General features: G+C 69.3%; 20 protein-coding genes and 1 tRNA gene. 11 read left to right on the top strand and 10 right to left on the bottom strand.

What is annotated here, in order from left to right:
- The first annotated feature begins 100 nt into the window (after positions 1-100).
- The 4 genes from MFF58_RS07265 (at position 101) to MFF58_RS07250 (ending at position 3864) form a co-directional block, all read left to right on the top strand.
- Positions 101-475, top strand: coding sequence for a DUF983 domain-containing protein (locus MFF58_RS07265; RefSeq protein WP_238286337.1), 375 nt, complete (start codon positions 101-103; stop codon positions 473-475).
- A gap of 50 nt (positions 476-525) precedes the next feature.
- Positions 526-1236: an SURF1 family protein gene (locus MFF58_RS07260; RefSeq protein WP_238286336.1), complete on the top strand. Its 711-nt coding sequence runs from the start codon at positions 526-528 to the stop codon at positions 1234-1236.
- Between the two features lie 211 nt (positions 1237-1447).
- Positions 1448-2563, top strand: a complete 1116-nt coding sequence (gene sfnG, locus MFF58_RS07255; RefSeq protein WP_238286334.1) for a dimethylsulfone monooxygenase SfnG — start codon at positions 1448-1450, stop codon at positions 2561-2563.
- 44 nt (positions 2564-2607) lie between these two features.
- Entirely contained in the window at positions 2608-3864 is a 1257-nt protein-coding gene (locus tag MFF58_RS07250) for an SfnB family sulfur acquisition oxidoreductase (protein WP_238286333.1), read from the top strand.
- A 290-nt stretch (positions 3865-4154) separates the two neighbouring features.
- On the opposite strand, the gene MFF58_RS07245 is transcribed toward MFF58_RS07250, so the two are convergent.
- Together MFF58_RS07245 and MFF58_RS07235 are read right to left on the bottom strand one after the other, a co-directional pair.
- Positions 4155-5042, bottom strand: coding sequence for a cation diffusion facilitator family transporter (locus MFF58_RS07245; RefSeq protein ID WP_238286331.1), 888 nt, complete (start codon positions 5040-5042; stop codon positions 4155-4157).
- A 324-nt stretch (positions 5043-5366) separates the two neighbouring features.
- Positions 5367-5615, bottom strand: a complete 249-nt coding sequence (locus tag MFF58_RS07235) for a hypothetical protein (protein WP_238286327.1) — start codon at positions 5613-5615, stop codon at positions 5367-5369.
- Positions 5616-5713: 98 nt separating this feature from the next.
- Between MFF58_RS07235 and queA the strand changes: the two genes are divergently transcribed.
- Positions 5714-6778: a tRNA preQ1(34) S-adenosylmethionine ribosyltransferase-isomerase QueA gene (queA, locus tag MFF58_RS07230; RefSeq protein ID WP_238286325.1), complete on the top strand. Its 1065-nt coding sequence runs from the start codon at positions 5714-5716 to the stop codon at positions 6776-6778.
- Positions 6775-7911, top strand: a complete 1137-nt coding sequence (tgt, locus tag MFF58_RS07225) for a tRNA guanosine(34) transglycosylase Tgt (protein WP_238286324.1) — start codon at positions 6775-6777, stop codon at positions 7909-7911. The genes queA and tgt overlap by 4 nt, the downstream gene beginning before the upstream one ends.
- Before the next feature lie 9 nt (positions 7912-7920).
- On the opposite strand, the gene MFF58_RS07220 is transcribed toward tgt, so the two are convergent.
- The gene (locus tag MFF58_RS07220; RefSeq protein WP_238286322.1) at positions 7921-8976 is read right to left on the bottom strand and encodes a hypothetical protein; all 1056 of its coding nucleotides are present in this window, start codon (positions 8974-8976) and stop codon (positions 7921-7923) included.
- 687 nt (positions 8977-9663) lie between these two features.
- Here MFF58_RS07220 and MFF58_RS07215 point away from each other — a divergent pair.
- The gene (locus tag MFF58_RS07215) at positions 9664-11313 is read left to right on the top strand and encodes an alpha/beta fold hydrolase (protein ID WP_238286320.1); all 1650 of its coding nucleotides are present in this window, start codon (positions 9664-9666) and stop codon (positions 11311-11313) included.
- A gap of 76 nt (positions 11314-11389) precedes the next feature.
- Here the strand turns inward: MFF58_RS07215 and MFF58_RS07210 are convergent.
- Both MFF58_RS07210 and MFF58_RS07205 read right to left on the bottom strand, forming a co-directional pair.
- A tRNA-Pro gene (locus MFF58_RS07210) sits at positions 11390-11466 on the bottom strand.
- Positions 11467-11549: 83 nt separating this feature from the next.
- Entirely contained in the window at positions 11550-12260 is a 711-nt protein-coding gene (locus tag MFF58_RS07205) for a 4'-phosphopantetheinyl transferase family protein (protein ID WP_238286317.1), read from the bottom strand.
- Positions 12261-12387: 127 nt separating this feature from the next.
- On the opposite strand from MFF58_RS07205, the gene MFF58_RS07200 reads away from it, so the two are divergent.
- The 3 genes from MFF58_RS07200 (at position 12388) to MFF58_RS07190 (ending at position 17122) form a co-directional block, all read left to right on the top strand.
- On the top strand, positions 12388-13683 hold the full coding sequence (locus tag MFF58_RS07200) for an MFS transporter (protein ID WP_238286316.1): 1296 nt from the start codon (positions 12388-12390) through the stop codon (positions 13681-13683).
- 64 nt (positions 13684-13747) lie between these two features.
- Entirely contained in the window at positions 13748-16180 is a 2433-nt protein-coding gene (ligA, locus tag MFF58_RS07195; RefSeq protein ID WP_238286315.1) for an NAD-dependent DNA ligase LigA, read from the top strand.
- Between the two features lie 72 nt (positions 16181-16252).
- Positions 16253-17122 (top strand): 3'-5' exonuclease, encoded by an 870-nt coding sequence (locus MFF58_RS07190; protein WP_238286314.1) that lies wholly within the window; start codon positions 16253-16255, stop codon positions 17120-17122.
- Positions 17123-17250: 128 nt separating this feature from the next.
- Here the strand turns inward: MFF58_RS07190 and MFF58_RS07185 are convergent, their stop codons facing one another.
- Positions 17251-19452, bottom strand: coding sequence for a 3-hydroxyacyl-CoA dehydrogenase NAD-binding domain-containing protein (locus MFF58_RS07185; RefSeq protein ID WP_238286313.1), 2202 nt, complete (start codon positions 19450-19452; stop codon positions 17251-17253).
- A 113-nt stretch (positions 19453-19565) separates the two neighbouring features.
- On the opposite strand from MFF58_RS07185, the gene MFF58_RS07180 reads away from it, so the two are divergent.
- The gene (locus MFF58_RS07180) at positions 19566-20342 is read left to right on the top strand and encodes an EAL domain-containing protein (RefSeq protein WP_238286312.1); all 777 of its coding nucleotides are present in this window, start codon (positions 19566-19568) and stop codon (positions 20340-20342) included.
- A gap of 31 nt (positions 20343-20373) precedes the next feature.
- Here the strand turns inward: MFF58_RS07180 and MFF58_RS07175 are convergent, their stop codons facing one another.
- The 4 genes from MFF58_RS07175 to rpsT all read right to left on the bottom strand — a co-directional run bounded on the left by MFF58_RS07175 (position 20374) and on the right by rpsT (position 24782).
- Positions 20374-20874: a hypothetical protein gene (locus MFF58_RS07175; protein WP_238286310.1), complete on the bottom strand. Its 501-nt coding sequence runs from the start codon at positions 20872-20874 to the stop codon at positions 20374-20376.
- Positions 20875-21054: 180 nt separating this feature from the next.
- A complete protein-coding gene (locus tag MFF58_RS07170; RefSeq protein WP_238286308.1) occupies positions 21055-22263 on the bottom strand; it encodes an acetyl-CoA C-acetyltransferase in 1209 nt (402 codons plus the stop codon).
- A 268-nt stretch (positions 22264-22531) separates the two neighbouring features.
- Positions 22532-24028: a chromosomal replication initiator protein DnaA gene (gene dnaA, locus MFF58_RS07165; protein ID WP_238286306.1), complete on the bottom strand. Its 1497-nt coding sequence runs from the start codon at positions 24026-24028 to the stop codon at positions 22532-22534.
- A 487-nt stretch (positions 24029-24515) separates the two neighbouring features.
- A complete protein-coding gene (gene rpsT / locus MFF58_RS07160; RefSeq protein ID WP_238286305.1) occupies positions 24516-24782 on the bottom strand; it encodes a 30S ribosomal protein S20 in 267 nt (88 codons plus the stop codon).
- Positions 24783-25553: the final 771 nt, after the last annotated feature.

The raw sequence follows: 25553 nt of genomic DNA, 5'->3' as shown, positions 1-25553 counted from the left end.
GGCCGCCCTTTTTCGTTTCGGCGCGATGGGATCCCCATATCGATGGAATGCTCCGGGCGTCGTCCGGAAGCGGTTTCCCGGATCGGTCTGGAGTGTGCACGTGGACCAACGCACCTATTCGCCGCCGCCGCCGATCCCGACGGGTTTGCGCGGCCGATGCCCGCGCTGCGGCGAGGGTCACCTGTTCAAGGGCTACTTGACCCTGCGCCCCTCCTGCGAGGCGTGCGGCCTCGACTATACGCACTTCGATTCGGCCGATGGACCGGCGTTCTTCGTGATGTCGATCGTGGGACTGATCGTGGTCGGCCTCGCCCTCTGGATGGAGATCACCTACGAGCCGCCGATCTGGGTCCACGCCCTGGTGGCCACGACGCTCTCGATCGGTCTCAGCCTGATCCTGGTCCGTCCGCTGAAGGGCATGTTGATCGCGCTGCAATACAGCAACAAGGCCGAGCAGGGACGCTTCGAGCCGTGAACCGGTCGGGATCATCGCGGCCGGCGTGGCGTGACCTGATCGCGCCGGGGATGGCATCCCTGATCGCCCTCGCGATCCTTCTGGGCCTGGGGACCTGGCAACTCGAGCGCAGGGCCTGGAAGGAGGATCTCATCACCCGGATCCTGCGCCAGACCCGTGCCGAGCCGGTGCCGCCGCCGTCGTCGGCGACCTGGGAGCCGAATCGCGACGAGTTTCGCCACGTCCGCGTGACGGGCCGCTTTCTCAACGACCGGGAAACGCTGGTCCACGGCCTCGCTGCCGGTGAGACGCCGGGCCGGGCGCTTCAGGGCTACTACGTCCTCACGCCGTTCGCGCGCGAAGATGGCGGCTTGGTACTGATCAATCGCGGCTTCGTGCCGACCGAGTTGAAGGCGCAGGGTGACCGCCGGAACGGTCTGATCGAGGGGCCGACGGAGGTCACTGGCATTCTTCGGGCCAGCGAACCCCGGACCATGTTCGTGCCGGAACCCGATCCGACGCTGGGCGAATGGTTCAACCGCGACGTCGCCGGCATCGCGGCTGCCCGCGGCCTCGCAGATGCGGCCCCTTACCTGATCGAGGCGGATGCGGTGCCGGATCAGACCACGTGGCCACGAGGTGGGCAACTGCGCATCGACCTGCCGAACAACCACCTGCAATACGCGTTCACGTGGTTCGGCCTCGCCGCGTGCCTGATCGGCGTCTTCTCGGTCTACGCGTGGCGTCGCCTACACGAGCCGGATCGCACGCTGACGGCGTAGGATAATCGTGCATGCGATACGCTCTCCGTAGCAGAGCATCGTCATTCCTGTCATAAAAAAAGTAACGTGTTCCTTTGACCTGCGGGCTCCGCGTCGGAATACTTTCCGTGTCCTTGCGTGATTGCCCGCGTTCTGCATGTTGTATTCAGTTCACGGCGATCGACAGCAGGTAAGACGGCGCGTGTGCGCCGCTCATGCGAGGTAATGCCGGATGACCAATTCTCATAGCGATACATCGCCTCCCGAACCGATCCGCTTCGCCTATTGGGTACCCAATGTGTCGGGCGGTCTCGTCATCAGCAAGATCCCGCAGCGGACGAGCTGGGACGCGGCGTACAACCGCAAGCTTGCGCAGATCGCCGAGGAGGCGGGCTTCGATTACGGCCTGACGCAGATCCGCTTCACTGCGGGATACGGCGCCGAATATCAGCACGAGTCCGTCGCCTTCAGCCACGCACTACTTGCGGCGACCACGCGCCTCAAGGTAATTGCCGCGATCCTGCCGGGGCCTTGGAATCCGACGCTCGCTGCGAAGCAGATCGCGACGATCTCGCAACTCACCGAAGGCCGCGTCGCGGTCAACATCGTTTCGGGATGGTTCTCGGGCGAGTTCCGCGCCATCGGTGAGCCCTGGCTGGACCACGACGAACGCTACCGCCGATCGGAGGAGTTCATCCGAAGCCTGCGCGGGATCTGGACCGAGGACAATTTCACCTTCCGCGGCGACTTCTACCGCTACAGCAACTACACCCTGAAGCCGAAGCCCGCTCAGTCCCTGCCGGAGATCTTTCAGGGGGGCTCGTCGCGGGCGGCGCGCGACATGGCGGCGCGCGTGTCCGACTGGTACTTCACCAACGGCAACACGCCGGAAAACATCCGCCTTCAGGTGGACGACATCCGTGCCAAGGCAGACGAGACTGGCAATCGCCCGCGGATCGGCGTGAATGCCTTCGTGATCGCCCGTGATACCGAGGAGGAGGCCCGCGCCGTCCTTCAGGAGATCATCGACGGCGCTGATCCAGATGCCGTGAAGGCCTTTGGCCATGAGGCAAAGAACGCCGGCAAGTCCTCGCCAGAGGGCGAAGGCAACTGGGCGCAATCCAGCTTCGAGGACCTCGTCCAGTACAATGACGGTTTCAAGACCAACCTGATTGGCACGCCGGACCAGATCGCCGAGCGGATCTTCGCCCTCAAGGATGCGGGCGCCGATCTGGCCTTGCTGGCGTTCCTGCACTTCCAAGAAGAGGTCGCTTATTTCGGCCAGCACGTGATCCCGCGCGTCCGCGCCCTGGAAGCCGCCCGCGAGACGCGAGCCCAGGCGGCCTGAGCGCCGCGTAAGACTGCGAAATCCTGTCCTGTCGGAGTTGCATCATGAACGTCGCCGTCGATGCGCGCACGCTCGCGCCGGAGAATCCCAGGGGCACACCGGGCCCCACCCGGTCACCCGTTCCCGCCCACGTCATCCGTGACGACGCCGAGGCACTCGCCGTCGCCCATCGGCTCGCGACTGCGTTCCGGGCAGGCGCCTCGGAGCGTGACCGCGCGTCCGTACGTCCCCTCGCTGAACTGGATGCCTTCTCGCAGAGTGGACTGTGGTCGATCAACGTGCCGCGGGCTTTTGGTGGGCCCGAGGTCTCGTACCGCACCCTCGCCCGGGTGATCGCGATCATCGCGGCGGCCGATCCAGCCATCGCGCAGATCGCGCAGAACCACCTCGGCATCGTGGCGGCGATCCGCACGGTCTCGGACGAGGCGCAGAAGCGACTCCTGTTCGACGAGGTGCTCAGCGGCATCCGGTTCGGCAACGCGTTCTCGGAGCGCGGCACCAAGCGGGCGGCGGACTTTGACACGCGCTTCACCGATCACGGCGACCATGTGGTCGTGCGCGGCGAGAAGTTCTACGCCACGGGGGCGCTTCTGGCTCACCGCGTGCCGATCGTGGCCCTCGATGACGAGGGTCGGGCCTGGTACGCCATCGCGGCGCGGGATGCGCCGGGCCTCACCGTGCTCGACGACTGGTCGAGCTTCGGCCAACGCGGCACCGCGAGCGGCACGGTTCTCATCGATGCCGTGCGGGTGCCCAGGAGCCACCTTGTCCCAGCTTGGAAGGGCTACGCGGCGCCGACCGCGGATGGGGCGGTATTTCAGATCATTCAGGGGGCCGTCGACGCCGGGATTGGGCGTGAAGCCCTGGACGACACGATACGCTTCGTGCGCGAGAAGGCGCGGCCGTGGATCGACAGCGGGCTGGAGCGCGCCTCCGAAGACCCGTACACCATTCAGGCGATCGGCGATCTGACCATCCGCCAGCACGCCGCCGAAGCGTTGCTGGATCGGGCCGGCCTCGCCCTCGACGACGCAGTCGCTCGTCCGACCGCCGAGAGTGTCGCGGCGGCGCAACTGTCCGTAGCGGAAGCCAAGGTCCTCACCACTGAAGTCGCGCTGGCGGCCTCGAACAAGCTCTTCGAGCTTTCGGGCACCCGCTCGACGCTGGCAGCGGAGAATCTCGATCGCCACTGGCGCAACGCCCGGACGCACACGCTCCACGATCCGGTGCGCTGGAAGTATGCCATCATCGGCAATCATGCGTTGAACGGCGTGAACCCGCCGTCCCATGCCTGGAGCTGAGGCACAGGTTGGAGAAGACTCGATGAGTCGACAAGGTCGTCGTCCCCCACAATCGACGGCCCCCCGGTCGGAGGTGCGCGTCGCATCGTGGTTGGTGTTCCAGTACGGGGTCGCCCCGTCGGACCGGTCAGGGCGCAGCACGACGGTGACCATCGGGCTGACGGGTCGCTTACCATGGACGAGTCCTTCCGTGTTCAGGCAGGTCAGCGGCACGTAGATCGTGTTCGCGCGCGTGCCTATCGTACCGGGCGAGCCCTCCTCCGGGGCCGCCGCATCAGCGAGACCGTCGCCTAGAGGACCGGCAAGCCGTGTGCCTTCGCTTCCGCTGCCGGCTCGACGTGGATCGTCACGACGGCCCCGGTGATCGTCGTCTCGAGAGCGCTTTCCAGGCGGTCGCAGATGGAATGCGAATCCTCGACCGTCATCGTTCCCGGCACGACCAGATGGAAGTCGATGAAGGTGGCCTGACCGGCGGATCGCGTCCGCACATCATGGGCTTCCAAGGCGCCCTCACCATGCTTCGAGATCAGCGTTCGAATCTCCGCGATCAGTTCGGGTGAGGCAGCGCGATCCATCAGACCGTCGACGGATTCCCGAACCATCTGGAAACCGGACCAGAGGATGTGGAGCGCCACCAAGCCAGCCACGGCCGGATCGAGGACGGGGTAGCCCGTCGCGAGAACCGCACTCACGCCGGCGAGTACACCGCAGGATGTCACGACATCCGCGAAGACGTGCCGAGCGTCGGCAATGAGGGCCGGTGAGCGCCACATTCGGCCCCACCGCATCAGCGCGAAGGCCCAGACGGCATTGATGATGCTCGCGCCGAAATTGATGGCGAGGCCGAGCACCGGCGCGTCGAGGGGCTTGGGGGCGAGAAGACCGAAATAGGCGTCCCGCAGGATCAGGAGCGCCGCAACGACGATCAGCGCACCTTCGATGACCGCCGAGAAGAACTCGGCCTTGTGGTGGCCATAGGGATGATCTTCGTCCGCCGGTCGCGCAGCCACCCGCAGGGCCACGAAGGCGCCCACCGCCGCAACGACGTTGATGATGCTTTCCAGTGCGTCGGAATACAGGGCGAGGCTGCCGGTGGCGGCAGCGGCATAGAATTTGAGGGCGGTGACGGCGAGGCCGACGCCGGCGCTCAGGAGGGCGGCTTTCTGTGTGCGGTCCATGGTGTGCGCCGTCTGCGAGTCGCTGGCCCCTTAAGGGACGACACACGGCCAAGGCCACGGCAAAGGTTCTAGGGCACCGAAAAATTCTTAGCCCTAGCTAAGTCTCCGACGCGCTTCCGTCCTGACCACGCGTAGCCTCGCGCTGGCGGCTGAGCTCTGCCTTGGCGCGGGCAACCTCCGCCTTCCGAAGGTACCTGCGGCGTTGCCAAGCAAAGCGCGACCCGGTGGCTAGGGCATCCAGACGCGCTGCCTCCCGCTCCCAGTAGCCGAGGAGTTGGCCATCCAACGTGACCCGTCCGGGGTGGCTCGATATCGTCATCGGCCTCAATCCCGCGATGCGGGCGGCTCGCCCGTTTCGGTCACAGTCAGCGCATCGGCATCCCCACGGAAGCTCCCCACGCCGGCGTTGGGCACCGACAGGGCCGGACTGCCGAAAGGCTGACTCGGATAGGCCGCCTCGAACTTCGTCCGAGCGCTCTCAGGATTCTCCGCCTTCAGAACGATCTCGACCTTTCCCGGCAAAGGCCAGCGCGGGTCGGCTTCATCTCGGGGTCGCACGGCGTACCAGGGCATCGGCGGAGCTTCTCGCGTCTCGGTGACGCGGAAAACGGGCACGCCCCGCACCGGTTCCGCGGTTGAAACCTGCTGCCGTTCGGTGCAGGCAGCCGGCGATGCGCGTGGACCTCTTCGATTTCGATCTTCCGGAGACCAGCATCGCCCTGCGTCCGGCCGAGCCGCGCGACACCGGGCGAATGCTCGTGGTGCGCCCCGGCGCGCCGCTGGCGGACAAAATGGTGCGTGACCTGCCTGGCGCCCTGCGGGCGGGCGACGCCTTGGTCTTTAACGACACGCGGGTGATCCCGGCCCGGCTCACCGGCGTGCGCACGCGTCCCGGCGCGCCCGGCCAGCGAACCGAGGTTCTGCTGCATCTGCGGGAGGCGCCCGCCCGCTGGCGCGCCTTCGCACGACCGGCCAAGCGGCTCAGCCCCACCGATACGCTGCGCTTCGGCGACCTTACGGCCGTGGTGGTGGGGAAAGCGGAGGCCGGCGAGATCCTGCTCGAGTTCGATCGGGCCGGCTCGGACCTCGACGCGGCCGTCGCGGCCGAAGGCGCCCTGCCGTTGCCCCCCTACATCGCCGGCAAGCGCGCCACCGATGTTCGGGACGCGACCGATTACCAGACGGTCTATGCCCGCAATCTCGGCGCCGTCGCGGCCCCGACCGCGGGCCTGCACTTCTCAGAGGCGTTGCTGGCGGACCTCGACGCCGCCGGGCTGCAACGCCACCACGTGACCCTTCACGTGGGTGCCGGCACCTTCCTGCCCGTCAAGGCAGAGGATACGGAGAGCCATCGGATGCACGCGGAGGTCGGCCATCTCGACGCCGCCACGGCCGGAGCGCTCAACGCCGTCCGCGCCGCGGGCGGTCGGATCGTGGCCGTCGGCACGACGGCTCTCCGCCTCCTCGAAAGCGCCGCCGGTCCGGATGGGCGGCTCGCGGCCTTCTCGGGCCCTACCGACATCTTCATTACGCCCGGCTACCGATTTCGCGCCATCGACGCGCTGATGACCAACTTCCACCTGCCGCGTTCGACCCTCTTCATGCTTGTCTCCGCCTTCTCGGGCTTGGAGACCATGCAGGCCGCCTACGCGCACGCGATCCAGAGCGGATACCGGTTCTACTCCTACGGTGACGCCAGCCTGCTCTTCCCGGGCCCGGGCGCGGATGTACCATGACCGACTCCGTCCCTTTCGGCTTCACCCTCGTCGCGCAGGACGGCACCGCCCGCACGGGTGAGATTGCCACGGCCCGCGGCACCATCAGAACGCCGGCCTTCATGCCGGTCGGGACGGCGGCGACCGTGAAGGCGATGTATCCGGAGCAGGTCCGCGACCTCGGCGCCGACGTGGTGCTCGGGAACACCTACCATCTCATGCTGCGGCCGGGCGCCGAGCGGATGGCACGGCTCGGCGGCCTGCACCGATTCATGAACTGGGACCGGCCGATTCTGACGGATTCCGGCGGCTTCCAGGTCATGTCCCTCTCGGCGCTGCGGAAGATCGACGAGCAGGGCGTCACCTTCCGCTCGCACATCGACGGCACGGCCCACCACATGAGCCCGGAGCGATCCATCGAGATCCAGGGCCTGCTCGGCTCCGACATACAGATGCAGCTCGACGAGTGCGTCCGCCTCCCGGCCGAGCACGGCGCCATCGAGAAGGCGATGCACCTGTCCCTGCGCTGGGCCGAACGCTGCCGTATCGCCTTCGGCGAGCAGCCCGGCCGCGCGATGTTCGGCATCGTTCAAGGTGGCGACGTTCCGGCGCTCCGGATCGAGAGCGCCCGCTCCCTGACCGACCTCGACTTGAAGGGCTACGCGGTCGGCGGCCTCGCGGTGGGCGAGCCGCAGGCGGTGATGTTCGCCATGATCGAGACGGTGGAACCGCATCTGCCGCAGGCCAAGCCTCGCTACCTGATGGGTGTCGGCACGCCGGACGACATCCTGGGCGCGGTCGCCCGCGGCATCGACATGTTCGACTGCGTGATGCCGACCCGCGCCGGGCGCCACGGGCTTGCCTACACGCGCCACGGCCGGATCAACCTGCGCAACGCCCGCCACGCGGAGGACACGGCGCCGCTCGACGACGCCTCGACGTGCCCAGCTGCCCGGGATTACTCCCGCGCCTACCTGCATCATCTGGTTCGGTCGAATGAGATACTCGGGATGATGCTGCTGACTTGGAACAACCTCGCTTATTATCAGGACCTGATGGCCGGCGCCCGGGCGGCGATCCGGGATGGGCGGTACGGCGATTACTGCAGCGCCACCCGGGAGGGATGGGCGCGCGCGGAGCGTGCGGCCGCCTGATCCAACCCGTCAGGGGCGTGCGAGCACTTGAAAATCGCCCGCGGGATCGCTCGTCCCGCGCGCCACGGCGTCCTTCAGATCCTGTACGATGCGCGCCGCGATCGGCAGGCGGTAGTGCAGCGCGTCCCAGTAATGCGCGTCCTGCGCGGTGATCGGCGATCGGATGCGGAAATCCACCACCACCGCGCCGCGTCGTGCGCCGATCGCCGCGACGCGCGCCTTGCAGGCGGCCTCGCGCCGCCCCGCCGGCGTCCCCGGGGTACCCTGCGCCACAACGTGCACCGGCATGAACGCCACGAGCTTCAGCGCATCCGCCGGAACTCGACCGAGGAGCTGGTCGAGCCGCGTCAGCGCGGGCATTGCCGAGTCGGGGGCGTCCGCGTGCGCGGCCGGATCGAGGGCGCCGGCCTGGATGTGGGCGTGCGCCCGCTCCGGATCGTACCGGTCCTCCGACGGTGTGAAGACGGCGTAACCGTCCCGGCGGATGCGCGGCCGTTCCAGGCCGAGCCGCGCCAGACCGGCCTGGAACGCCACCGTCACGGAGCGCAGGCTGGCCTGCCGCAGAGCGCCCCAGGATACAGCCTCCGCGTAGAGCCAGTCGGGGAAGGCGTTGGCGGTCCGTGTCGGCGGATCGGCGGCGCACCACGTCGTGTCGAGCCCGAACAGGATGACCCGGACCGGTCGGCCAGCCAGGAACAGGTCCGCGAGACGGATCTGCTCATCCGGGGTCGCGGCGTTGACCGCCAGATTCGCGAACGTGGCGCCGAAGGCCGCGTCCAGGGCATCCGGGTCGAGCAGCCGCGCGGTGGACGTGCCGAACACCGCCGCATCGAACCTGCCGCCGCGGGCGATCTGCGGGTAGGACAGCCGCTGGTTGGCATCCATGATCGGGCCCGGCGGCCGTCCGGGTGCGGCCCGTAAACCGTAGGGATCGAGGGCCGCGACGAAGATCAGCGCCGTCGCGCCTGCCAGAACAGCGCAGGCGACGAAGCTCTGCGCGAAGGCGCGCCATGCCGCGGAGGCGGTCGGCGACGGTCGGTCCGGTGCTGGCGATCTCGTGGCCATGAGCGGGAGCCATAGACGCTCGCCGCGGTGCTGTCGCAGGAAACGCGTCGGCGATGGGGCAGAGGGCGACGCTGCTGCCGCGCCATCGGGTCTGCCCGTCGATCTTCGAGCCCCGGGTCGCGCCCGTTGGTCCGCGCCGGTCCGCGGCGAGCGCTGTCGAGTCCTGCGTTCCGATCCGCCCGCCGCGTCGACGTGAAGAGGTGCGGATGGCGCTGCCGAGCGCGGGGGCTCGTTGGAGACACTTGCGACGAGTTCCACCCCGCTTCTGCGGCGGCATGCGCCTCCCCGCCCCAGCCCAACTCCGGGCCGGCGTCACGGACCTTTCAGCGCCGAGCGGCGCCCCACCCCGTCCGACCGCGCAGGCCTCGCGATGGCGGCCGCGGGGGAAGGGTCGGCGCGATCGTCCGGTCATGGAGCACCCGGCCCTCAAGGGAGCCCGCGCTCGACCCCGTGATCGGCAAATTTTCGTGAATCTACTTAGGTAGCCCTACGTCTTCACAACACCGATTATTTATTATTCGCCGCATTGACGGCCGACCAGTCCAAAATTTACAATTTTCAAAATTTCATCGCATGTTCGATACCATGAAACCGTTTTGGCTGGATGGAAATTTCGGTTGGTACGGCGCCGGTCGCAATAACCGCGGCGTCGTGCTCTGCGGGACATTCGGTTATGAACAGCATACGGTGCATCGCTGGTGGCGTGACCTCAGTGAAGGGATCGCGGCCGCGGGCTGCGCAGTTGCCCGCTTCGACTATCCGGGTGAAGGCGACTCGGAAGACACGCCCGTACGACTAGCCAGCGCCTGTGACGCGATCCGCGGGGCCGTTCGCGTCCTGCGGGACGAGGCGAAGGCGGAGGAGATCGTCCTCGTCGGCCTGCGCTTCGGGGCGACGCTGGCGGCGCTCGTCGCGGCGGAAGGCGGTGTCGACCGGCTGGTCCTCCTCGCGCCGTTCACGCGGGGCCGCGCCTATCTGCGCGAGATGGAGATGCAGGCGCGCCTCGTCGATATCGAGCCGGACGGTACCCCCCTGGTGAAGCGGCCGGGCCTGTTATCCGTGGGTGGCTTCAGCGTGAACGCGGACCTGAAGGAGGATGTGGCGCAGATCGATCTCTGCCGCGCTGCGCGGCCGCCGGCGCCCCGGATCCTCCTTCTGGGCCCCGATCTGGCACACCTCGCTGCCAAGTTCACGCAGCAGGGCAGCCGGGCCGAAGCCGGCGAATTCCCCAGGCTCGGCTGCCTTCTGACGGATGCGCATCAGAGCAGCATGCCGGAGGCGACGCGCACGCGGATCCTGGACTTCGTCTCCGAGGATGCTGCGGAGCGACCGGGCCGGTCGCTCTGTCCGCCGGCAGCGGACACGACGATGACCGGCGCGGGATGGAGCGAGGCGCCCCTTCGGTTCGGGAACGGACTGTTCGGCATCCGGTGCCAGCCCCCGGCCGTGCTGCCCAGAACCCCCGCCGTGCTCTTCGTCAACTTGGGCGCCTTCGTGCATTCCGGCCACGGCCGGCACACCACGACACTGGCCCGGACCCTCGCACGCTTCGGCGTGACCTCGCTGCGGATGGACCTCCGCGGGGTCGGGGATAGTGCCGACCGGCCGGACGGCGAGTCGCCGCTCTACAAGCTCGATGCCGTCGGCGACCTCCGCGCGGCCATCGACGTCCTCACCGAGGACACGGCACGGCCCGTCATCGTCGTCGGCGCCTGCAACGGTGCCTATCTGGCCTTCCACGCCATCTGCCAGGATCCCAGGATCACCGCCGCGGTCCTGATCAATCTGTACTGCTTCGATTGGGAATTGACGCACGGCGGCGAGTCGTACGGCGCCAAGCCGGCCCGACATATCTCGGCCTACGCCGCCATGTTGCTCAAATGGGGAACTTGGCGGCGGCTCCTGACCGGGGCGGCGCCGGTCGGCAAGATCGTCCGGTCCCTCGCGCGGCGCAGCACCGCGCGGCTGATCGACAAGTTCGTCAAACCCGCCGGGTCGAACGAACGATCGCGATCGATCAGCGCGCGCATCGCCGACGTGCGTCGCCGCGGAGCGAGGCTCGTCGTCATCTACAGTGCCGGCGACCTCGGCCTGGTCGATCTTCGGACCCAGCTCGGTTCCCTGGACGAAGCGGCCGCGATCCTGGGCGAGCCCGTCCGCGTCATCGCCGACGCGGATCACGCCTTCTCGGCTGAGCCCGCGCAGGCGGCGCTGCTCCATGAACTGCGCAACCTGACCGCGCCGCGGCTGGCGGAGTATCAGACGAGCGAACAGAGCAATCCGTCATCGGCGGGCCGGATCTCGATCGCACTCCAGGGCCCGCTTCGCACAGCCTGATGCGCCAGGTGCCGCCCTTCACGCGAAGGAGCGGTCGGCGGTCAGTGCCGGGATGATGCTGAATCTCGGGAAAGATTGGTCGGAGTGGCAGGATTTGAACCTGCGACCCCCACGTCCCGAACGTGGTGCGCTACCAGACTGCGCTACACTCCGAAGGCGGCCCTGCGTGTCCGCTGGGGCCGGCGACGGGTGTATAGCCGTGCCTTCCCCGGGCCGCAAGCGCGGTTTTGCCGGTTTCAGCCGAGACGATCCGGCCAGTCCGCGGCCCATGCCCGGCAGGAGACGGCTGCGTCGGCCGACCGAACCGCGACGGTGGCGGCGTAGGCCGGACCGAGATCGAGCGTCGCCAGGGTCCAGGCCTCGATCCGGGCGTCGCTCCGGGCGCCGCGCAGGAGCCGCGGCGCCGCCGGGGGGAGCGATACGCTGAACCGGTCCAGGGGCAGAGACAGGCCGGTGCCGAGGGCCTTCACCACCGCCTCCTTGCGGGTCCAGAGGTCGAAGAAGGCCGCTGCGCGCGCGTCCGCCGGAAGGGCCGCGAGGGCGGCGGCCTCGTCGGCGGCGAAATGCGTTCGCGCGATCCGCTCGGCATCCGGCAGGGGGCGCACCACCTCGACATCGACGCCGATCGCGGCGCCCGGCGTCAGGCCGACCAGCGCCCGATCTGCGGAATGCGAGAGGTTGAAGGCGAGGACGCCGCGTGCGGCGCCGGCCAGACACGGCTTGCCGCCCGACCCGGTCGCGAAGCGGATCTCGGTGGGATCGAGGTCCAGCCGATCCGCGAGGATCAGCCGGAGCGCGGCGTGGCTCGCCACGTAGCGGGCGCGATCCGCGGCCCGCGCGAACCGATCCGCCCGGGCACACTCGGAATCGTCGAGGATGCTGGCGCAGAGGTCGAGCCGGTCCGGCGACGACGCGAGGTCGACGACCCAAACCTCGGCCGCGCTCACGCGACGCCTCGCGGGGGCCGGACGCACGGGCTAGCATCGTCGGGACGTGGCACGGCGCGAATGGACCCGGTGAAGACGGCATGAGGACCATCGTGGGTCGTGAGCGGGCCGGCAAGGGCCGTTCGGCTTGATCGCGCTCCGAGCGGCAAGCCTGATCGAAGCCGCTCGCGGCTGGCCGAGCCTCGCCGGACGCCGTGCCCGCTACGGCGTCTTCTTCGCCACCTACCTCTACCAGGGCGTGGTCGCCGGCTTCTCGTTGACGGCCCTCGCCAACCACCTCGCGGTGCAGGGGGTGTCGGCGGCCGAGATCGGGTTTCACTTCGCGCTGGCGGGCCTGCCCTGGACCCTGCAGCCGATCCTGTGGGGACCGCTGATCGACCGTGCCGGCGACTTCCGGATGGGACGGCGCAGGCCGTTCGCCGTCGCGGCGATCCTCGGATGCCACGCGACCCTGGCGCTTCTGCTTCTGCCGGGCACGGACCGGATCAGTTGGCTGGGCCTCATCTTCCTGATCCACAGCCTGTTCGCCGCGCTCCTCGACACCGCCTGCGACCGCATGATCATGGACCACGTTCCGCCGGCCGAACTCGGACGGGTGAGCGCCTGTACGCGGGCCGGATTCGTGGTCGGCACCAGCCTCAGCGCCGCCCTGTTCGGGGGGCTGCTGGCGACCTCCGGGATCGCGGTCAGCAGCCGCTGGCTGCTCGCCACCGCGGTCCTGGCGAGCCTGCCGATGCTGCTGATCCGGGAGGGACGCGCCGACGCGCTGGTGGCATTCAGCCGGCGGGGGGCGCCGCCGCGGCCTCTGTCCGTCCGGCGCTTCCTGCTGCGCCTCTCCGTGTCCCTCCGGCGGCCACGGGCCTTGAGGCTCCTCGCCCTCTGCTTCGGCCTCGACTGCGCCCTCGGCTTGTTCGAGCTGCCGTTCTCGATCGATCTGCTTCAGGGTCAAGGCTGGGACCCCGCCGCCCTGTCGCGGCTCCAGGCCGTCCTGGCGCTCGCGAGCGGTACGGCCGGGGCTCTGGCCATCGGGGTCTGGTCCGACAGGGCCGGGCCGGTCCGGCCGCTGCGCGCCCTGCTGCTGGCCAGCGCCGGCACCTTCCTCCTCGCCGGCGCGCTCCTGGGCCTCGGTCTCGTCGGGCCCGCGGGCCCGCTGATCCTGGCGCTCACCAACATGCTGCCGGGTTTGCTGATCGTCGCGCTCATGCCGGCCCTCCTTCAGGCGAGCCGCGGGCGTGCCGGGGCCGCCACGCAGTTCGAGGTCTACATGGCGACGATGAACCTCGGTTCGGTGGTCGGCACCGCCCTCGCCGGCTGGATCGCCCCCATGCTGGCGCTGCACGCCGTCGCGGCCCTCGTGGCCGCCGTATTCCTGGCGGCCTTCCGATTGGCCGGCCGCAACGACCTGCTCGGGGATTCGCCCTGAGGGAAGCGGGGATGCCGGGCCCCGGCCGACTCCCCGTGGGCCGCCGATGCGTTAGAACCCCGCCATGGCCGCAGCGAAATCCGATCCGTCCGATCTCGACCTCACCGCCGAGGAGGCGCGCGCCGAGCACGCGCGCCTCTCCGACGCGATCCTGGAAGCCGATCGGCTCTACTACCAGGAGGACGCACCGGAGATCTCGGATGCGGAGTACGACCGCCTGCGTCGGCGCATGGAGGCGCTCGAGACCCGTTTCCCCGATCTCGCCGGAACGGGGGCAGCCAGCACCTCCGTGGGCGCCAAGCCGTCGGAGAAGTTCGCCAAGGTCCGGCATGCCGTGCCCATGCTGTCTCTCGGAAACGCCTTCGACGACGCGGAGGTGGCCGAGTTCGTGGCGCGCGTGCGCCGCTTCCTCGGCTGGCCGGACGATGCGCCCCTCGCCTTCACGGCGGAGCCGAAGATCGACGGCCTGTCCCTTTCGCTCCGCTACGTCGACGGCCACTTGGACACCGCCGCCACCCGGGGCGACGGCGAGGTCGGCGAGAACGTCACCGCCAACGCCCGCACGGTGCAGGACATTCCGGAGACGCTCGCGGGGTCCGGATGGCCGGAGGTCTGCGAGGTGCGCGGCGAGGTTTACCTGTCCCACGCCGATTTCGCCGCCATCAACGCCCGGCAGGAGGCGGCCGGCAAGGCGCTCTTCGCCAACCCGCGCAACGCCGCCGCCGGCAGCCTGCGCCAGCTCGATCCCGCGATCACCGCGTCCCGGCCGCTCCGCTTCTTCGCCTATGCCTGGGGCGAGCTCTCCGCACCCATCGCCGAGACGCAGTCCGGGACCCTGCAGCGATTCGCATCGTGGGGCCTGCCGGTGAATCCCCGGACCGAGACCTTCACCGACACGGCGGCAATGCTCGACCATTACCGGCGGATCGAGGCCGACCGGGCCGGGCTCGGCTACGACATCGACGGCGTCGTCTACAAGGTCGACGACCTCGCACTCCAGAAGCGGCTCGGCTTCGTGTCGCGATCACCCCGCTGGGCGCTCGCCCACAAGTTCGCCGCCCAGGAGGCGACGACCTCCGTCGAGGACATCGTCATCAATGTCGGCCGCACCGGCTCGCTGAATCCCCTGGCGAAACTGAAGCCCGTGACGGTCGGCGGCGTGGTGGTGTCCAACGCCACGCTCCACAACGAGGGCTACGTGAAGGGCGTCGGCGGCGACGGCGAGCCGATCCGCGACGGCCGGGACATCCGCATCGGCGACACGGTGACGGTGGTGCGGGCCGGCGACGTCATCCCCAAGGTGATGGACGTCGATCTGACGAAGCGTCCCGCGGGGTCGCAACCCTACGCCTTCCCGGAGACCTGCCCGGCCTGCGGCAGCCGGGCCGTGCGCGCCGTCAACCCGCGCACGGGCCGGCCGGACGCGGTGCGCCGCTGCACCGGCGGGCTGATCTGCCCGGCACAGGGCGTCGAGCGGCTGAAGCATTTCGTCTCGCGCAACGGCTTCGACATCGAGGGTTTCGGCGAGACCTATGTCGAAGTGCTGTTCGAGGCCGAACTGGTGCGACAGCCCGCCGACCTGTTCCGGCTCGACTTCGAGCAGCTGAAGGCCGCCATCGTGGCGCGCCGCGAGGCGCTGTCGGCCGAACGGAGGGCGGAGGCCGGGGCGGCCGAGCCCGCCAGGAAGGCCGCCAAGAAGAAGGGCGAGGAGGACGACAAGGCGATCAAGAACCTGCTGGCGGGCGTCGAGGCGCGCCGCGCGGTGCCGATGAACCGCCTGCTCTTCGCTCTCGGGATCCCGCAGATCGGTGAATCGACCGCGAAGGCCCTGGCGAAGCGCTTCGCCGACATGCCGGCCCTCATCGCGGCGATCCGGGCGGCCGCCGCGGCGCAGCCGGGACCCGACTGGGTCGAGCTGACGGCCGTACCCCGCGTCGGCGGGACGACCCGGGACAGGCTGCTCGATCTCGGCTTTCCGGAGGATGACGGAGGGCCGGCCAAGGAGCGAGCCCGCGTGAGCGCGATCCAGCGCGAGAACCTGCTGGCCCATTACGGTGACGGGGACGCCGTGCGGGCGGCGGTGGCGCGCGCCGCGGAGCAGAGCCCCGGGGATGCCTACCGCCTGTTCGCCGATGACGGCGAGATCGGGCCGGTGGCCACCGACGCGCTGATCCTGTTCTTCTCCGAGCCGCACAATGCCGGGGCGGTCGCGGCCCTGCTCCAGGAGATCGAGGTCGTGCCGATGGAGCGGCCCGCCGCGGCCTCGGCCTTCGCGGGCAAGACGGTGGTGTTCACCGGCACCCTGGAGAAGATGACCCGCAACGAGGCCAAGGCCGTGGCCGAGCGCCTCGGCGCGAAGGTCTCGGGCTCGGTCTCGGCGAAGACCGATCTGGTGGTGGCCGGTCCCGGCGCCGGATCCAAGCTGAAGGACGCCGAGAAGCACGGGGTCCGGGTGGTGTCCGAGGACGATTGGCTCGGGATCGTGGCACAGGGTTGAAGCCCGAGTCCGGCCGGCTTAGACCTGCGGGAGAACGCCCCGAGAACTCCCACCCGGCACGGTCGATCCGCGATGACGGTCCTGGCCCTCGACTTCGAGACGGCCAACGAGCGGCGCGACAGCGCCTGCGCGGTCGGTCTCGCCTGGATCGCGGACGGGCGGGTCGTGCGCCGGGAGAGCCACCTGATCCGGCCGCCCGAGATGCGCTTCGCACCCGGTAACATCCGGGTCCACGGCATCCTGCCGGCCGATGTCGCCGGCAAACCGGATTTCGCGGCCGTGATGGCACCCTACCTGGGCGATCTCGGCCGCGGCCTGATCCTGGCGCACAACGCGAGCTTCGACATCGGGGTGCTGCGGGCCGGTCTGGCGCGGGCCGGCGTGGCCGTGCCGGATCTCACCTATCTCTGCACGGTCCAGGTCGCCCGCCGGGTCTTCCCGGCGCCGGAAGGCTGCGGCCTCGGCAAGGTGGCCCGACGCCTCGGGATCCGCTTTGAGCACCACGATGCCGGCGAGGACGCCTATGCCTGCGCGCAGATCGCGCTCGCCGCGATGCGCGAGCGGGACGCCGCCGACGTGCACGCCCTCGCGGCGGCGATCGGCCTGCCGCTCACGCGGGCCACCGGCGGCCCGCCCGCGCCCCGCCGCGTGCCGGGCGCGATCAGCGGACGGGCGATGGCGGCCTTCCCCGAAGCCCCCGCCGCGCTGCGCTTCGCCATGCGGGGATCGACCGGCAATCGCTACCACGTGAGCCTGGAGGAGCAGGCGGGCGGCCCGCAATTGCGCTGCACCTGCACGGCCGGCCGCTACGGCGTGCGCTGCCGCCACGTGAAGGCGCTGGAAGTCGGCGACATCACCGACCTGCTCTCGGACAACGCGGCCGACGTCGTGCTCCTGGCCCGCATGCTCGGCGGCAAGGCGCGGGTCGCCGGCGCGGCCTGATCGGGCGGATCCGGACGGCGTGCCGGAGAGCCCGCCCGGCCGGAATCCGCGTGCAGGTCCCGGCCGGCTCCGCAACGGCCGCGGGACGACGCGGGGGCTGAAGCGTTCGGACGCTTCAGCCCCCCGGCTCAGGCAGCCCGCTTCTCGGCATCCGCGTAAAACGTGCCGCCGCGCTCGGCCATGGCAACCAGGTTGTCGGGCACCCGGAAGCGCGGTCCGTGCTTGGCCTCCAGCGCCCGGGCGAGATCCACGAAAGCCGCCGCGCCCATGAAGTCGATATACGACAGGGCACCCCCGGTGAACGGCGCGAAGCCGAAGCCGAGGATCGAACCGACATCGGCCTCGCGCGGATCCGTGACCACGCCCTCCCCCACCGTGCGGGCCGCCTCCAGCGCCTGGACCATTAGAAGCCGCTGCTTCAGTTCGCTGAAGTCGACGGCGTCGGGATCGAGGCGGTGCGGCTGCAGATCCTTCAGGCCGGGCCAGAGGCGCTTCGGCGCGCCCTCGGGGTAGTCGTAGAAGCCCTTGCGGTTCTTGCGGCCGAGGCGGCCCTGATGCTCGACCATCTCGGCCAGGATCGCCTTCTGCGCCGGATCCACGGCGCCCTGCCCCACCTGCGCCTCGGTGGCCTTGGCGATCTTGAGCACGAGGTCGAGGGCGACCTCGTCGTTGAGCGAGAGCGGCCCGACCGGCATGCCCGCTTGGCGGCCGGCGCTCTCGATCATCGCGGGCGGCACGCCCTCGGCGAGCATCTTGTGCCCTTCGAGGATGTAGGCGCCGACGCAGCGGTTGGCGAAGAAGCCGCGGGCATCGTTCACGACGATCGGGGTCTTCTTGATCAGCCGCACGTAGTCGAGGGCGGTGGCCAGCGCCGCATCCCCGGTCGCCTCACCCTTGATGATCTCCACGAGCATCATCTTCTCGACGGGGGAGAAGAAGTGGATGCCGACGAACTGCGCCGGGCGCTGCGAGCCCTTGGCGAGGCCCGTGATCGGCAGCGTCGAGGTGTTGGAGGCGAAGATGGCGTCCGCACGGATCACCGCCTCCACCTTCTGGATCACCTCGGCCTTCACCGTCGGATCCTCGAACACCGCCTCGACCACGAGGTCGCAGGCGGCCAGGTCGGCGTAATCCGCCGTCGCGGTGATCCGGCCGAGCAGGGCATCCCGGTCGGCGGTCTTGGCGCGGCCCTTGTTGATCTGCCCGGTGATGAGGGAATGGGCGTAGGCCTTGCCCTTCTCGGCGGCCTCCACCGACTGGTCCACCAGCACCACTTCGAGCCCGGCCTGCGCCGTGACGTAGGCGACGCCCGCGCCCATGAAGCCCGCGCCGATCACGCCGACCCGACGCAGGTTCGTGGCCGGCACGTCCTTCGGCCGGCGCGCGCCCTTGTTCAGCTCGCCCATGGAGATGAACAGCGTGCGGATCATCGCCGCCGCCTCGGTCGAGCGCAGGATATGCGCGAAGTACCGGCTCTCGACCCGCAGGGCGAGGTCCATCGGCAGCTGCAGACCCTCGTAGACGGAGGCCAGGATCGCCTTCGCGGCCGGGTAGTTGTCGTGCGTCTCACGCCGGTAGATCGCGTTGGCCGGCGGCCAGATCATCATGCCGGCCGGCGAGTAGACCTTGCCGGACGGTGCCTTGAACTTCGGCACGTCCCACGGCGCCACCGCGGAGCCGCCCTCGCGGATCCAGGCCTTGGCTCGCGCGACGATCTCGGCCTGCGGGGCCACGGCGTGGATCAGCCCCATGCCCTTGGCCATGGGCGCGCGGATCTGCTCGCCCTTGAACAGCATCTGGAGGGCGTCGCCGGTCTGCATCAGCCGGGCGACCCGCTGCGTGCCGCCGCCGCCCGGAAACAGGCCGACCTTGATCTCCGGCAGACCGACCCGGGTCTTGCCGTCGTCGGAGGCGACGCGGTGATGGCACGACAGCGCCAGCTCGAAGGCGCCGCCCAGGCACAGGCCCTGGATCGCCGCCGCGAACGGCTTGCCGCAGGTCTCGAGCCGCCGGAACAGCAGCGAGAGGCGGCGCGAGGCCTCGAAGAAGTGGCGCATCGCCACCTCCTCGCCCTGCTCGGCCTTCAGCTGCTCGTAGGCCCGCCCGAGGCCCTGGAGCATGGTCAGGTCGGCGCCGCCGGAGAAATTGTCCTTGCCGGTGGCGACGACGCAGCCCTTGATCGCCGGATCGGACGCGACCTGCTCGATGATCTGCTCAAGCTGGTCCATCACCCCTTCGGTGATGACGTTCATCGAGCGGCCGGGCATGTCCCAGGTCGCCACCGCGATACCGTCGGGATCGGTCTCGAAGCGAAAATCGGTCAGCGTCACGGTGCCGTCCTCCCAAAAGAGCGTTGGCGAGATACCAATGCGTTCGCATTAAGCTTCTGTAGAGCGCAGGCCGGCACGGTCTGCCGGTCGGGGGGCACCGACGGACGCCGCACATGACGAAGGACCTCGGTTGCCGCGCCTGCCGCGCCGGCACCACCCTCGACTTCGACTTCACGATGGCCTTCCAGCCGATCCTCGACCTCACGGACGGGTCCGTCTGGGCCTACGAGGCGCTGGTGCGTGGCCCCAGTGGCGAGCCGGCCTACACGGTCCTCGACCGCGTCACGGACGAGAATCGCTATCAGTTCGATCAGGCGGCCCGCGTGCGGGCGATCGAGCTCGCCGGACGCCTCTTCCCGAGAGACAGCGTGACGCGGCTCTCGATCAACTTCATGCCGAATGCGGTCTACGAACCGGTCGCCTGCATCCGCGCCTCGCTGGAAGCAGCCCGGCGCGTCGACTTCTCGCATCGCCGTCTCATGTTCGAGTTCACCGAGCAGGAGCGGTTCCGCGACATCGCGCACGTGACCCGCATCGTCGCCGCCTACCGGCAGCAGGGATTCCTCACCGCGCTCGACGATTTCGGCGCCGGCTTCGCGGGCTTGAGCCTGCTCGCCAACTTCCGTCCCGACCTGATCAAGATCGACATGGATTTGCTGCGGGGCATCGACACCGATGCCGGTCGCCACGCGATCGTCTCGGGCGTCGTAGCGATCGCCCGGGACCTGGGCGTGACGGTGCTCGCCGAGGGCGTCGAGACCGCGGCGGAGCTCGACGTCCTGCGGGGCCTCGGCATCGCGCTCGTGCAGGGCTATCTCTTCGCCAAGCCGATGCTGGAGGCCCTGCCGCCCGTTGCCGGGTTCAGCCCGACGGCCGCGCGCGCGGCCTGAGGCCAACGGGGCGCGCGCGGCGATCACCGGTCTACTTCTGGGCCGGGGCCGCGGAGGGCGGCACCGGCGGCTGACCCGGTTGTGGGGTATTGTCGGTCGCCGAGGCCACGGCCAGCATGTTCAGGAGCTTGGTGACCGAGTTCTGCGAGATCGCCGTCACCGACGAACTCGGGTCGGCGTTCATCGTCTGGAACTTGAGGTATGTCGGATCCGAGTAGATCTCGTCGAGGTGCTTCAGCTCGGTGAGGCTGAACTTCTCGGCGTAGTCCTTCGACAGCCCCTCGATCATGATGCCGCGCTGCTTCTCGAACTCGGCCAGCAGCTCCTTGCGCACGGCCTCGGCGCGGGCCTCCGGCATCGGCGCGACGGTCTTCTCCAGGGCGACGTTGAAGCCCGTCTGGAGATTCTTGATCAGGGTCTTGTTGACGAGGGTCGTGGCCGCGGTGAGGCGGTCCGCGGCCTCGTCGGCGCGGGCTGCCAGCGGCAGGCTCAGGGTGACGCCGAGGCACAGCGTCGCGATCAGGCGGTTCAAGGGCTTGTCTCCCGTGGTTTTATCGTCCGGCCCGGTGGCGGGCCGATCGTCGCCCGCGCCTCTAGCAGCGTTCCTGGACTTTGGGGAGCGGCGTGCCGCCGCTCCCCCACAAGGGTGATCCCGGCACACGCCGCCGGCATGGCCGCATCTCCGGCACTCGGGGCCGTATCCGAACGACCCTCAGACCCGTTCGATGATCGTGGCCGTGCCCATGCCGGCGCCGATGCAGAGCGTGACCAGCGCGCGCTCCTTGCCGGTCCGCTCCAACTCGTCGAGGGCCGTGCCGAGGATCATCGCGCCGGTCGCGCCCAGGGGATGTCCGAGGGCGATGGCGCCCCCGGTGACGTTCACCGAAGCGGGGTCGAGGTCGAAGGCTTGGCAGAAGCGCAGGACCACTGCCGCGAAGGCCTCGTTGACCTCGAACAGGTCGATGTCCGACAGGCTCAGCCCCGATTTCGCCAGCACCTTGCGGGTGACGTCCACGGGGCCGGTGAGCATCAGCGCCGGGTCCGAGCCGATATTGGCGAAGGCCCGGATCCGGGCGCGCGGGCGCAGGCCCGCGGCCTCGCCGGCCGCCCTGGAGCCGATCAGCACGGCGGCCGCGCCGTCGACGATGCCGGATGAGTTGCCGGCATGATGGACGTGATCCACGCTCTCCACGTCCGGGTGCGCGTCGGTCGCCACGGCGTCGAAGCCGCCCATCTGGCCCATCTGCACGAAGGACGCCTTCAGCGAGGCCAGGGACTGCATGTCGGTGCCGGGCCGCATGTGCTCGTCGCGATCCAGCAGCGTGATGCCGTTCACGTCGCGCACGGGCACGACGGAGCCGTCGAACAGGCCCTCGGCCCAGGATTTCGCCGCGCGCTCCTGGGAGCGGACTGCGTAGGCGTCGCAATCGTCGCGGGTGAAGCCGTACTTGGTGGCGATCAGGTCGGCCGACACGCCCTGCGGCATGAAGTAGGACTTGATGGCGATGGCCGGATCCACCGGCCAGGCGCCGCCCGAGGCCCCGATCCCGATGCGGCTCATCGATTCGACGCCGCCGCCCACCGCCATCTCGTGCTGGCCGCTCATGACCTGCGCGGCGGCGAAATTCACGGCGTCGAGGCCGGAGGCGCAGAACCGGTTGATCTGCACGCCCGGGACATGCGCGCCGTAATCGGCCACCAGCGCCGCAGCGCGGGCGATGTCGCCGCCCGCTTCACCCACCGGATCGACGCAGCCCAGGATCACGTCGTCGACGAGGCCGGTGTCGAGCCCGTTGCGATCCTTGAGGGCGCGCAAGGCCGTCTCGGCCAGGCGCAGCGCCGTGACCTCGTGCAGAGAGCCGTCCGCCTTGCCGCGCCCGCGCGGCGTGCGGACGTGATCGTAGATGAAGGCATCCGTCATCAGCACTTCCCCGGGGCGTCGGTTCTCGCCTGTCGGCGACGCGGCCTTACAGGGCCGTCTCCGTCCGCGCCAGTCTGCCACGGCGCGCGCGCCCTCGGCCAGCCCCGTTCGAGGGAGCCGGCGAAGGGCGCGCGACGGCCGCGGCGGCCTCAAGGTGATGACACAGCTGCGGCGCGATCACGTGCGACCGGGCGGCGCCTCCGGGCCCTGCGGGACGAAGTCCGCCCGTTTCCGGGGCGTCTCGATCCCAGCGGGACACGGCTTCCGGCTAGTCCTGCAGCATCCGCTTCAGCAGCTCGACCTCATCGCCGAGCACCGAATCTTCGCCGATCTGCTTCTCGATCTTGCGAACGGCGTGGAGCACGGTGGTGTGATCGCGACCACCGAACCGGCGGCCGATCTCGGGCAGCGAGCGCAACGTCAGCACCTTCGAGAGGTACATGGCGATCTGACGCGGCTTCACCACGGCGGCGGTGCGCCGCTCCGACAGGATGTCCGAGCGCGAGACGTTGTAGCGCGAGGCGACCAGCTTCTGGATGTCCTCGATCTTGATCCGCTTCGGCTCGCGGTTCTTCACGAGGTCGCGGATCGCGCTCTCGGCGGTCTCCATCGTCACGGCGGTGCCGGTGAGCGTCGCGTGGGCCAGGAGGCGGTTCACCGCGCCCTCGAGATCGCGGCCGTTGGCCGTGATGGCGCGGGCCACGTAGGTGGCCACCTGCGGCGAGACGTCGAAGCCCGGATGGGACGCCCGAACGGTCGCGAGACGGGCCGACAGGATCGAGACGCGGAGCGCCTCGTCGAGGGCGGTGATCTCGACCACGAGGCCGCCGCCGAGGCGCGAGCGCACGCGCTCATCGAGGGCCTCCAGTTCGGTCGGAGGCCGGTCCGAGGCGACGACGACCTGCCGGCCGGCATCGATCAGCGCGTTGATCGTGTGGCCGAATTCGGCCTGGATTGACTTGCCCTGGATGAACTGGACGTCGTCGAGGATCAGCAGGTCGATGCCGCGCAGGCGCTCCTTGTAGGCCAGGGCCGACTGCGTCTTCAGGGCGTTGACGAAGCCGTACATGAAGCGGTCGGCGGTCAGGTAGATCACGCGGCGCCCGGCTTCGCGGGCGGCATGGCCGATGCCGTGCAGCAGGTGCGTCTTCCCGAGGCCGACGCCGGCATGGAGATAGAGCGGGTTGTAGAGCGCCCCCTCCCCCTGATGCGCGGCGACCCGCTCGGCGGCGGCGTGGGCCAGGGCGTTGGAGCGCCCGATGACGAAGCTCGCGAAGGTCAGGCGCGCGTCGAGGGGCGTGCCGCTCAGATCTCCGCCGGCCTCGGCGCCGCGGGATTCGGCCGGGACCGAAGCGATGGCGGCCACCGGGACCGGGGCGCCGGCGGCGTGGAGCCGGGCCAGCGGTCCGCTGGCCGGGCTCGGCTTGGACGCTCCGACGGCGACCGGCCGGACCGGGGCGCCGGTGCCACGCACGCCGACCTCGATCCGCGCGATCTCTTCGACCTCGGCCTTGAAGGTGTTCAGCACGCGATCGAGGTAGTGCGACTCGATCCAGCTCTTGAGGAAGCGGGTCGGAACCGTGAGCCGGGCCGTGCCTCCGGCGACCGCCTCAAGTTCCAGGCGGGCGAACCAGCTGGCGAATACGTCCTCGCCGAGTTCCGCGCGCAGCCGGCGCTTCACCCGCGCCCAGGCAGACCCGTAATCCACGCCGCCGCCGTTGCGGCCCCCATCGTCGTCGCTCGCCACCGTTCCGTCGACACGCATCACTGGCTCTCCCGACGCTGCCCACGGAGTCCCGCAGGCCGCGCGTACGCACGAATTACGCCCTCAGCGTCCCGCAGACTTGGGCGGGACAGAGTTCGTCTCATGGAGTCAACCCCTCCACGGAGAACTTTTGCCGATTGAGAGAGCCTATCAACAATTACCTACAGTTCCTTTAACACTGGGACTTGCGGGGATGGCGGGGAGCCTCATCGGCAAGTGTTCTCGAGGGCGCTCAACACGGGTGCTAGAGTCTTGGCGAATCAGAACGATTCGTTTGAGTCCCGAATTCGGTGTGTTTGTCTTGGGCCGTGTCAGTTTCTGTTAAGCTACACGGCACACCCGGACTCCGCAATCGCGGCGATTCTTCAACAGGGTTAACGGTTCCGGTCACGGCTCCGCGCCGCCGAACAGGAGGCCGCCGGGATGCGGACACGAAAAAGCCCGGCGCGAAGGCCGGGCTTGAAACCGTCTGGATTGTGCGGGTGGTTCAGGCAGCGAGGGCCTTCACGCGAGCGGCGAGACGCGAGACCTTCCGCGAGGCGTTGTTCTTGTGAACGATGCCGTGCTGGGCAGCGCGCATCATCTCGGGCTCGGCGGCGCGCAGGGCGGTCAGCGCGTCCTGCTGGTTGCCGGTGGCGATCGCCTCCTCGACCTTGCGGACGAAGGTGCGCATGCGCGAGCGGCGCGAGCGGTTGATCGCCGTACGCTTGGCGATCTTGCGGGTCATCTTCTTGGCCGAAGCGGTGTTGGCCATGGAATCCTCGTTCTCTTCGTCGGGCGATGCCGACGGGCCGGCTGGGCCGGAAATCGGTCGTCGCGTCAGGTTGTCTGGCGATGGCCGAGACGCAGCGCGCGCGAAAGCGCGGCCCCTCGGCGAAGCGGCTTCTATAGTCACGGGCGTCGGGCGCGTCAACGCGGCGCAACACGCTCCTGGTCAGGAACAGCGCGACCGTCGGATCGCCACCTGTGCTGTCGCGTGGTTCGTTCCGGATCCGCCGCGAATGTCGCGCCGTCATGCCGGGGAGCGTCGAGGGGATCGAACCGGACGGAGCGTCGGGCGAGACAGCCGTCTTTCGCCACGTCCTGGCGGGCCTCGCTCCGGAGATCGAGCCGATCCGCGTAACTTGGCGGCGCCAGCCCTGAGACTCGTCCGATTAACCCGGGGGTCCGCCGGAGGGCGGGCAGCGGGTGCGGGAAGCGGTGACTTCGGGGCGTGGTTCGAATCATCGGTAGCCCGCCGAGACGTGCCGGAATCCCGTCGAGTCCAGTTATGCAGAAGAAGTTGCTTCGATGTCCCGGCCTATTGCCGAAGGCGGCTCCGTCGGACCTGAGGATCGCAGCCAAAGCTGAGGACCGATCCGCCAGGTCCGTAGCCCGATCTGGATTCGATGAAAATTTTTAGAAGCAGAAGCATTAGAGCATTTTCGGTTTGAGCTGAGTCGGCGTGGTGGGGTTCACACGGCGGGCGGCGGCTGATTCACTGCTTGCTCCGGACACGGAGTGCATCATGGGCCGCCCCTACAGC

The sequence above is a fragment of the Methylobacterium longum genome, from assembly GCF_022179385.1.
GTDB lineage: Bacteria > Pseudomonadota > Alphaproteobacteria > Rhizobiales > Beijerinckiaceae > Methylobacterium > Methylobacterium longum.
The sequence above is the reverse complement of the archived record's forward strand: the minus strand, read 5'-3'. Positions and strand labels throughout refer to the sequence as shown.

What these genes read in the sequence shown, in the direction of transcription:
- MFF58_RS07170 (WP_238286308.1), bottom strand. Translation starts at nt 22,263, where the DNA reads ATGACGGATGCCTTCATCTACGATCACGTCCGCACGCCGCGCGGGCGC.
- MFF58_RS07245 (WP_238286331.1), bottom strand. Translation starts at nt 5,042, where the DNA reads ATGGACCGCACACAGAAAGCCGCCCTCCTGAGCGCCGGCGTCGGCCTC.
- sfnG (WP_238286334.1), top strand. Translation starts at nt 1,448, where the DNA reads ATGACCAATTCTCATAGCGATACATCGCCTCCCGAACCGATCCGCTTC.
- rpsT (WP_238286305.1), bottom strand. Translation starts at nt 24,782, where the DNA reads ATGGCCAACACCGCTTCGGCCAAGAAGATGACCCGCAAGATCGCCAAG.
- MFF58_RS07220 (WP_238286322.1), bottom strand. Translation starts at nt 8,976, where the DNA reads ATGGCCACGAGATCGCCAGCACCGGACCGACCGTCGCCGACCGCCTCC.
- dnaA (WP_238286306.1), bottom strand. Translation starts at nt 24,028, where the DNA reads ATGCGTGTCGACGGAACGGTGGCGAGCGACGACGATGGGGGCCGCAAC.
- tgt (WP_238286324.1), top strand. Translation starts at nt 6,775, where the DNA reads ATGACCGACTCCGTCCCTTTCGGCTTCACCCTCGTCGCGCAGGACGGC.
- MFF58_RS07180 (WP_238286312.1), top strand. Translation starts at nt 19,566, where the DNA reads ATGACGAAGGACCTCGGTTGCCGCGCCTGCCGCGCCGGCACCACCCTC.
- ligA (WP_238286315.1), top strand. Translation starts at nt 13,748, where the DNA reads ATGGCCGCAGCGAAATCCGATCCGTCCGATCTCGACCTCACCGCCGAG.
- MFF58_RS07235 (WP_238286327.1), bottom strand. Translation starts at nt 5,615, where the DNA reads ATGCCCTGGTACGCCGTGCGACCCCGAGATGAAGCCGACCCGCGCTGG.
- MFF58_RS07260 (WP_238286336.1), top strand. Translation starts at nt 526, where the DNA reads ATGGCATCCCTGATCGCCCTCGCGATCCTTCTGGGCCTGGGGACCTGG.
- MFF58_RS07190 (WP_238286314.1), top strand. Translation starts at nt 16,253, where the DNA reads ATGACGGTCCTGGCCCTCGACTTCGAGACGGCCAACGAGCGGCGCGAC.
- queA (WP_238286325.1), top strand. Translation starts at nt 5,714, where the DNA reads ATGCGCGTGGACCTCTTCGATTTCGATCTTCCGGAGACCAGCATCGCC.
- MFF58_RS07250 (WP_238286333.1), top strand. Translation starts at nt 2,608, where the DNA reads ATGAACGTCGCCGTCGATGCGCGCACGCTCGCGCCGGAGAATCCCAGG.